Annotated in this window: 10 protein-coding genes and 1 pseudogene; 6 read left to right on the top strand and 5 right to left on the bottom strand. The window is 72.1% G+C overall.

What is annotated here, in order from left to right:
- Together ABZS66_RS59445 and ABZS66_RS59440 are read left to right on the top strand one after the other, a co-directional pair.
- Positions 1-355, top strand: a pseudogene (locus ABZS66_RS59445) (hypothetical protein); the annotation flags it as partial.
- A gap of 61 nt (positions 356-416) precedes the next feature.
- On the top strand, positions 417-947 hold the full coding sequence (locus ABZS66_RS59440; protein WP_354773490.1) for a hypothetical protein: 531 nt from the start codon (positions 417-419) through the stop codon (positions 945-947).
- Between the two features lie 5 nt (positions 948-952).
- Here ABZS66_RS59440 and ABZS66_RS59435 read toward each other — a convergent pair whose 3' ends face one another.
- On the bottom strand, positions 953-1,369 hold the full coding sequence (locus ABZS66_RS59435) for a hypothetical protein (RefSeq protein ID WP_354773489.1): 417 nt from the start codon (positions 1,367-1,369) through the stop codon (positions 953-955).
- 63 nt (positions 1,370-1,432) lie between these two features.
- Between ABZS66_RS59435 and ABZS66_RS59430 the strand changes: the two genes are divergently transcribed.
- Together ABZS66_RS59430 and ABZS66_RS59425 are read left to right on the top strand one after the other, a co-directional pair.
- On the top strand, positions 1,433-1,876 hold the full coding sequence (locus ABZS66_RS59430) for a MarR family transcriptional regulator (RefSeq protein ID WP_354773487.1): 444 nt from the start codon (positions 1,433-1,435) through the stop codon (positions 1,874-1,876).
- 212 nt (positions 1,877-2,088) lie between these two features.
- Positions 2,089-2,283: a hypothetical protein gene (locus tag ABZS66_RS59425; protein ID WP_354773485.1), complete on the top strand. Its 195-nt coding sequence runs from the start codon at positions 2,089-2,091 to the stop codon at positions 2,281-2,283.
- 75 nt (positions 2,284-2,358) lie between these two features.
- Here ABZS66_RS59425 and ABZS66_RS59420 read toward each other — a convergent pair whose 3' ends face one another.
- Entirely contained in the window at positions 2,359-3,756 is a 1,398-nt protein-coding gene (locus ABZS66_RS59420) for an MFS transporter (RefSeq protein ID WP_354773483.1), read from the bottom strand.
- Positions 3,757-3,805: 49 nt separating this feature from the next.
- Here ABZS66_RS59420 and ABZS66_RS59415 point away from each other — a divergent pair, with 49 nt between their 5' ends.
- Positions 3,806-4,264: a MarR family transcriptional regulator gene (locus tag ABZS66_RS59415; protein ID WP_354773481.1), complete on the top strand. Its 459-nt coding sequence runs from the start codon at positions 3,806-3,808 to the stop codon at positions 4,262-4,264.
- Positions 4,265-4,270: 6 nt separating this feature from the next.
- On the opposite strand, the gene ABZS66_RS59410 is transcribed toward ABZS66_RS59415, so the two are convergent.
- From ABZS66_RS59410 to ABZS66_RS59400, 3 genes are all read right to left on the bottom strand, one after another.
- Positions 4,271-4,693 carry a hypothetical protein gene (locus tag ABZS66_RS59410; protein WP_354773479.1) on the bottom strand — a complete coding sequence of 141 codons (423 nt, stop codon included), beginning with the start codon at positions 4,691-4,693 and terminating at the stop codon, positions 4,271-4,273.
- Between the two features lie 232 nt (positions 4,694-4,925).
- Complete coding sequence (locus ABZS66_RS59405) at positions 4,926-5,858, bottom strand: MBL fold metallo-hydrolase (RefSeq protein WP_354773477.1); 933 nt, start codon at positions 5,856-5,858, stop codon at positions 4,926-4,928.
- Between the two features lie 74 nt (positions 5,859-5,932).
- Complete coding sequence (locus ABZS66_RS59400; protein ID WP_354773475.1) at positions 5,933-6,808, bottom strand: serine hydrolase; 876 nt, start codon at positions 6,806-6,808, stop codon at positions 5,933-5,935.
- A 12-nt stretch (positions 6,809-6,820) separates the two neighbouring features.
- Between ABZS66_RS59400 and ABZS66_RS59395 the strand changes: the two genes are divergently transcribed.
- Positions 6,821-7,136, top strand: a 316-nt coding sequence (locus ABZS66_RS59395) for a LysR family transcriptional regulator (protein ID WP_354773473.1), incomplete at its 3' end; no start/stop codon positions are given.

Here is a 7,136-nt window from a genome sequence, read left to right as displayed (position 1 = left end):
GACCGCGCTCGGCGCCGCCTATGCCGCGCTGGCGGCGGCGCCGGCCGGCCCCAGCCGCACGCTGGGACCGACGGCGGCCGCCAAGGCCCTGTACGCGCTGCGCCCGGACACCGTGATGCCCTGGGACGCCGCCATCGCGGCCACCCTGCACGGCGCCCGCGACGGCGCGGCCTTCACCCGCCACCTGACCCTCGGCCGCGCGTGGGCCGCGGCACTGGTGGCCGAGACGGGCGTCGAGGACGCGGCGCTGCCCGCGTTCCTCGGTCGGCCCGGCGTATCGCTGGCGAAGCTCCTCGACGAGTACACCTACGTCTTCGTGACCCTGCAGCACGACTCCAGTCCCGCAGCCCGGTAGGGCGCGACCACGAACGGCAGGCGACGCCCGGATGCGCAAGACCCGGCCCAGCGACCCCGTCATGACCATGCACCGCAAGTACGACCGCCTGGCGGCGGGCGAGTTCTTCGCCCCGGTCGTCGAGGTCGCGACCGCCTACGTCGCCGCGGCGATCCCCGACGCGGCAGCCACCGAGGGCGAGTACTGGGCGCTGTCCTGCCTGCCCGGCACCACCCCCGGGCGGCTGTCCGCGCTCACCATGCGAGCCACCGACATCGTGGTCATCTACCAGGTCCTGCCGAAGACCCCCGGCTCCCCGGTCGACGCCCTCATGATCGTCGAACGGTCCACATTGGAGTCCGGCTTCGACGGCCGCGAGCAGGCCCGGCAGCGCTACCCGCACCTGCACTTCGTGGACTCGGAGTACTACGGCGCGGGCGAGGACCAGATGATGGTCCGCGGCCCGGCCGACGAGGTCGCCGCGGTCCTGCGCGACCCGGTGGTGACCGAGGCGGCGCAGGCACTGGCGCAGCGGGTGATGGGCTCGGGCCGGGTCCTGTTCGCCCGCGGCCACAACCGGCTCCTCGCCGACCACGCCCTCGGCCGCGCCTGACCGGATCACTCGGGATCGGTCTCGGCGATCTCTTGTAACAGGCTCCGGGCGTTCTCGACGCGGGCCGCGTCGAACTGTTCGAAGATGTGCGTGGTGACGGCGTCGATCCGCTGCCGCAGTTCCGTGTACCGCGCGATGCCGGCCGGGGTCAGCGTCGCGACGCCGTCGCGCATGTCGACGAGCCCCGCGTCGCCCAGTTCGTCCATGAGGTTCCCGACGGCGGAGGCGTCCAGCCCGTTCGTGGCCAGCAGGTCCGACAGGACGCTCGATGCGGTCGGGCCGCGCAGCCCGAGTGCGTTGAGCGTGAACCACGCGGGCATTGTCACGTGCTCGGCGCCGAGTACCGCCGCGAGAGGAGCCGCCAGCACGCGTTGGGCGAGCGCGAGTGCGGTACCGAAGGGCAGTCTGGTTGCTTGTGTCATCGTCATCCCCCAAGATAGACAGGCTACTGTCCAATTTACGAACTAGACAGGAGACTGTCAATCGTGTCGGTGGAAGAAACCTCCCTGCCGCTCATCGGCCTCCTGCTGCGCCTCGCCGCCCAGCAGTGGGGCACCGACATGGATGCCGCACTGCAGGTGCACGGCGTCACGGGCCTCACCCCGGCACACGCCAACGTCATTCCCTTCGTCCCGCCGCAGGGGATCCAGATCGGTGAGCTGGCCAACCTGGCCAAGGTGCGCAAGCAGTCAATGGCACACTCGGTCGAGCTGCTGACTGCCGCCGGCTACGTGACCCGCAGGCCCGACCCCGACGACGGCAGAGCCAGCCTGATCTTCCTCACCGACAAAGGCCGCGCGCTCGGACCGGCCTCGCGCAGCGCGGGCCAGCGGGTCGAGGGGGACTGGGCGGCCGTGGTCGGACGTGACAACATCGACCACCTGCGTCGCACACTCATGCGCCTGCTGGAGCCTGAGCCCAGAGGCTGACGAGGAGGATCGCGACGCCGCAAAGCCCGGGCCCGGCGCGGGCTGCCGATCCCCCGGCGACGCGGCCAGAAGGAGCGCCGGCAGCAGATCGGTGGCGAAGTCCGCTCCGGCCTGCACTCGCGTCAGCAGCAGCACCGAGATCGCGAGGAGCGACTGGCCCGCGACGAGCAGGCGCCGCACTGAAGAACACCGACAGGTTCGCCGCCGCCAGGGTGCGGTTGCGCACCGCCGAGCCGGGCACCAGCGGTGCCCGGGACCGTTGCTCGATCCGCACGGACGCGGACAGCAGCACGACGGGCGCCGGCGAGGTCGGTGTGCTCGGCGACGGGACGATCGTGGTGGCAGACCCGCCCAGCTCGGTAACCCTCAGCGCCGACGGCGGACGGACGTGGACCCGCTTCGGCTGAGCTCGGGACGCCCGGGTCGGGGGGTGAGGACGACGCCGAACAGCAGGTCGTGCCCATAGCCCACGTCCTGACGGGTCACCGGTCGGTCACCGCCTGGTCTGGCGCGGGCCTGCCGATGAGCGCCGCCAGTGCCGCCGCGACGAGCGCGATCGCGGAGACGGTGAAGGCCGTGGTGTAGCCGGACGGGTCGGGGATCGAGGTTCCCGGCAGGGTGGCGCTGGTGACGATGGCGGCTGCGATCTGTGCGCCGAAGGCGCCGCCGATGGTGCGGACGATCGTGTTGACGCCGGTGGCCTCGCCGGTCTGATGGGGGTCGACCGCGGCGACGACGACGTTGGCGAGGGCGGAGAACGCGAACCCGACGCCGACCCCGATGACACCGGCGCCGGTGGCGATCGCCCAGCCGGTATCGCGGCCGATGGCGAGCAGCGCGAAGCCGGCGGACCCGATGAGGCAGGCGATGACGAGGGTGGTCGTCCACCCGAGCTTCGGTCCCAGGCGGCCGGCGAGAGGGCCGGCGAACAGCATCGTGACGGCCATCGGCAGCAGGTACAGGCCGGCCTGGGTGGTGGTGGCACCGAACCCGTAGCCGGTCTCGGTGGGCGTCTGCACGAGCTGCGGCACGAGGGTGAAGGCACCGTACATGCCGAGGCCGATGATGAGCGCGGTCAGGTTCGCGGCGACCACTGGCCGGCGGCGAAGGACGCCGAAGTTGATCAGCGGGGACGCCAGCCGATGCTCGACGCGCAGGAACACGGCGAAGGCCGCGGCTGCAACGGCGATCAGCAGGATCGTCCACAGGGCGCCCCAGACCCGCGCCTGGCTGATCGCCAGCAGCAGCGCGACCAGCGCGACGGACAGCAGAACGGCGCCGGTCCAGTCGATGCGCCCGACGACCGGTTGGGCGGGCACGTGGATGAAGGCGACCACCGCCGCCGCAGCGATCAGGACGAGGGCGAGGGAGGCCCAGAACAGCGACGGCCAGCCGTACGCGTCGATGAGCGGCCCGGGTAGCACCAGGCCGAGACCGAAGCCGATCCCGAAGACGGCGCTGATTGTCCCGATCACCACCGGCACGCGTTCGCGGCGGAAGGTCTCGCGGACGAGCCCGAACGCGAGCGGGAAGGTTCCCGCCCCGAGGCCCTGGATCGCCCGGGCGGCGATAAGCATGCCGATCGAGTCGGACAGGGCCGCGATCAGGGAGCCGAGGCCGAGGACCGCGAGGCTGACCAGCATCAGGCGCCGGCGGCCGAACAGGTCGCCGAGCCGGCCCAAGATCACGGTGCCGACCGAGGAGCTGACGAGGAACGCACTGATCACCCACGAGGCCGACGTCGGGCCGGCGGCCAGGTCGCTGCGCAGCTCGGGCAGTGCCGGCACGACGAAGGTCTGGAGCAGGGAGAACGAGAGCACCGCGAGCAGGAGGGCCGTGAACGCGCCGGTGAGGCGGGACGAAGGAGTAGAAGAGTTCACCACGACATAGTTACATGACGACATGATATCGTCGAGGTATAGTTAGACCGTGAGCGAAAACGAGCGTCCGCCGACGCTGCTCGGGTTGCCGTCCTACCTGGCGGCACACGTCGCGCAGATCGCCAGACGCCCTCTGGTGGACGAGCTGGCGGCCCGCGACCTGCGGCTACCACACTTCGCGGTGCTCGCCGGCCTGCACGACTTCGGAGCCACGGCACAGCACGAGCTGGCCGGCCGGCTCGGGTTCAACCGCAGCCACCTGGTCGGCTACCTCGACCACCTCGAACAAGCCGGCCACGTCACCCGCGAGCGGGACTCCGACGACCGCCGCCGCCACCACGTCCAGCTCACTCCCTCCGGAGCGCGCCTGGCGGTCGAACTCATCGAGACCGCGCAGGCCGTGGAACGCGAACGGCTCGACATTCTCAGCGCCAAGGAGCTCCGGACGCTCGCCATGCTGCTGCGCCGGGTGCTCGACGCCAACGACGCCGGCGAGCGGGCCGACTGAGTGCCCCTACCTGGCAGAGATTCGGTCGCCTGCCGGACGTGGAGCGCGGGTCCGGAAGTACCGGTTGGCTGACGGCACGAACATCAACACGCAGCCGCCGAGCACAGCCGCCACGTGAACCACCCGGCTCGCACCGAACAGCAGGTCGACGACTCCGGACTCACGGATCAGCGCGCTCAGCGAGTTGCCGTGCGCCAGCCAGAGCAACGGATCCACGGTCAACGACAGGGTGCCGAGGACCCCGAGGGCCACGGTGAGGGCCAGCCGAGCCCACCGCCGGCCGGCGGCCATCTGCAGCGCGACGAGCACCGCGGCGGCGAAGACGATGACCCGAACCGTCACGCCGGCAACCGCATCCGCGCCCGCCCGCCCGCTTGCCACCACCAGCACCGTTTCGAACACACCGGCGCCGACCGCGATGAACCACATCGTGCGCGCACCTCGGACCGCTACCGGAACTCCCGCAACGCTTCGCATGCCGATGATGTTCTCGGGTCCAGCGGCGCCCGTACCATCCTGCCGCCCACCGAACAGGTGCTGGTGCTGGCCCCACCATCCCGCACGACCGCGCACGCGAGTGCCAGGACCGCTCGAGGTCCCTGCCCCCGGACCGATTGAACCAGCCGCCGAGCCGGAAGGTCCAAGCCGGTAGCCCGGGGCTTCAGAAGGTGTACGGCGTGTCGTAGGCCGGCAGCAGCACCGTCGAGCGCGGCGACGCCGAGCGGATCGCGGCGAGCAGCGCTTCGAGGCGGGGCTGGTCGGCCGGGGCGACCGGTGGCGGGTTGCGCAGCGGGGTCTCGAAGTTGTCCCAGTGGACCGGCACCACCACCTTCGGCCGGCCCAGCGCCTCGAGCAGGCGCGGCACGTAGTCCTTCGTGGAGCCGCTCGACGGCATCGCCACCATGGCCACGTCCGGCTCCAGGCCGGACAGGTTGCGCTCGACGAAGTCGCTGCCGCCCATGAAGAACACCGTCGGGCCGCCGGCGACGGTGACCTGGTACGCGAGGGTGTCGCCCTCCGGCAGGTCGGCGATCGTGGCCGGTGCCGGCGGCGCCGTGAGCCGCACGCCGGGGAACGCCATCGAGTAGGCGGCGTTGCGGCTGTGCAGCGACGCGACGACCTCGACGCTGTACGCGCCGAAGTCGAGCAGTTCGCCGCCCTTGACCGGGCTGAGCTGGCCGCTCGGCACGCCCGCGGCAAGGGCCAGGTGGTAGGCGGTGAGCGTTCCGACGACGCGGGCGCCGGTGGTTGTGGCGATGTGCGGCACGTCGGCGAAGTGGTCCCAGTGGGTGTGGGTCACCAGTACCGTCTCCGGGTGGCCGACGCGGGTGGCGATGGCCTCGGCATCGACCGTGAGCTCCGTCGCCGCGTTGAACGCCCCGGCGAACAGGCCGGTGCTGAACCGGCTGAGGTAGGGGTCGACGAGGAGGGTGTGCCCGGCGGCGTCGAGGCGCCAGCCCGTGGTGCCGAACCACCGGAAGGTGGCCTTCACCGGCGCCTTTCCGGGCGCCGCGGCAGCGGGCGAGACGGCCGGGACGGCGGCGGCAGCAGCGCCGGCGACGGCGGCCTTCATCACGTTACGGCGATCAATCATGGCTGTCACCCAAGCAGCGCCGGCCGTGGACTGTCCAAGATCGAAGGGTCGCAGCGGTCATATCCGGTCGCATATCAGTGCTGGTCACGCAGCATCTCCACGGCCGCGTGGGCGGCCCGGCCGAGGGTCGTGTCGACGTGCAGCCGGTCGTGGTCGTCACCGGCGCGGATGAACACGGCGACCGCGTACCGGCCACCGTCCGGGTACCGCACCACGCCCGCCTCCATGGCCAGGCCCGGCAGGGTGCCGGTCTTGCCGGCCACCTGCACGCCGGACGGGAACGCCGCCGCGAGCCGGGTCCAGAACAGCTGCCGGCCCATCAGCCCGCGCACCGCGGCGCACGCCGCCGGCGGGCCGGCCTCGTCCCGCCAGATCCCGGTGAGCAGCCGCGTCACGTCCTCCGGCGTGCTCGACGTGGTGCGCTGCGGGTCGTACACCCGCAGGGTGCGGCGCCGATCGGGCGGCAGGGTCGGGTACATGCGGGCGAACTCGGCGTCGTCGCCCACGCCGAGGTCGGCGAACATCGACTCGAGCAGCTGCCGCGGACCGCCCTCCACGCGGGTCTCGCCGAGGCCGAGCTCGGCCGCGAGCAGCCCCAGCACGTCCGCGCCGCCGACGCGGCGCAGCAACACGTCGGCGGCGGTGTTGTCGCTCACCGACATCGCGAAGTACGCCAGGTCGCGCAGCGACACCTCGACGTCGTCGGCGCAGCCGGCGATGCCCCAGCCGCCGAACCGGTCGCCCGCGCCGACCAGCACCCGCTCCGCAGGGTCGAGCACGCCGGCCGCGACCTGCCGCGAGAACTCCAGCGCCAGCAGGATCTTCACGACCGAGGCGAGCACCACCCGCTCGCCGGCCCGCACGCCAACACTGCGTTCGCCGTCGATGTTACGGGCGTGCAGCCAGCCCTCGACCCCGGCCGAGGTGAACATTCCACCGATGTCTTGCATAGGGTCGACCCTATGGGGGACCTTTCGCGGCATCTGCGGTACTTCCTGGTCGTGGCGGAAGAGCTGCACTTCAGCCGGGCCGCCGAGCTGCTCGGCATCGCCCAGCCGCCGCTGAGCCAGGCGATGCGCCGCCTGGAGCGCGACCTGGGCGTGACGCTCTTCGACCGGCTGCCGCGCGGTACCGAGCTCACCGACGCCGGCCACGCGCTGCTCGACGAGGCCCCGCAACTGCTGGCCGCCGAGGCCCGGTTGCGCGCCCGCATGCACAGCGTGCGCGACGGCGAGCTCGGCACGCTGCGCGCCGGGGTGCCCCCGGAGACCCCGGCGG

The organism is Dactylosporangium sp. NPDC005572, assembly GCF_040605515.1.
Classification (GTDB): Bacteria; Actinomycetota; Actinomycetes; order Mycobacteriales; family Micromonosporaceae; genus Dactylosporangium.
Note: the sequence above shows the minus strand (reverse complement) of the source record. Positions and strands in the feature narration are given on the sequence as shown.

What these genes read in the sequence shown, in the direction of transcription:
- ABZS66_RS59440 (WP_354773490.1), top strand. Translation starts at nt 417, where the DNA reads ATGACCATGCACCGCAAGTACGACCGCCTGGCGGCGGGCGAGTTCTTC.
- ABZS66_RS59435 (WP_354773489.1), bottom strand. Translation starts at nt 1,369, where the DNA reads ATGACACAAGCAACCAGACTGCCCTTCGGTACCGCACTCGCGCTCGCC.
- ABZS66_RS59410 (WP_354773479.1), bottom strand. Translation starts at nt 4,693, where the DNA reads ATGTGGTTCATCGCGGTCGGCGCCGGTGTGTTCGAAACGGTGCTGGTG.
- ABZS66_RS59405 (WP_354773477.1), bottom strand. Translation starts at nt 5,858, where the DNA reads ATGATTGATCGCCGTAACGTGATGAAGGCCGCCGTCGCCGGCGCTGCT.
- ABZS66_RS59400 (WP_354773475.1), bottom strand. Translation starts at nt 6,808, where the DNA reads ATGCAAGACATCGGTGGAATGTTCACCTCGGCCGGGGTCGAGGGCTGG.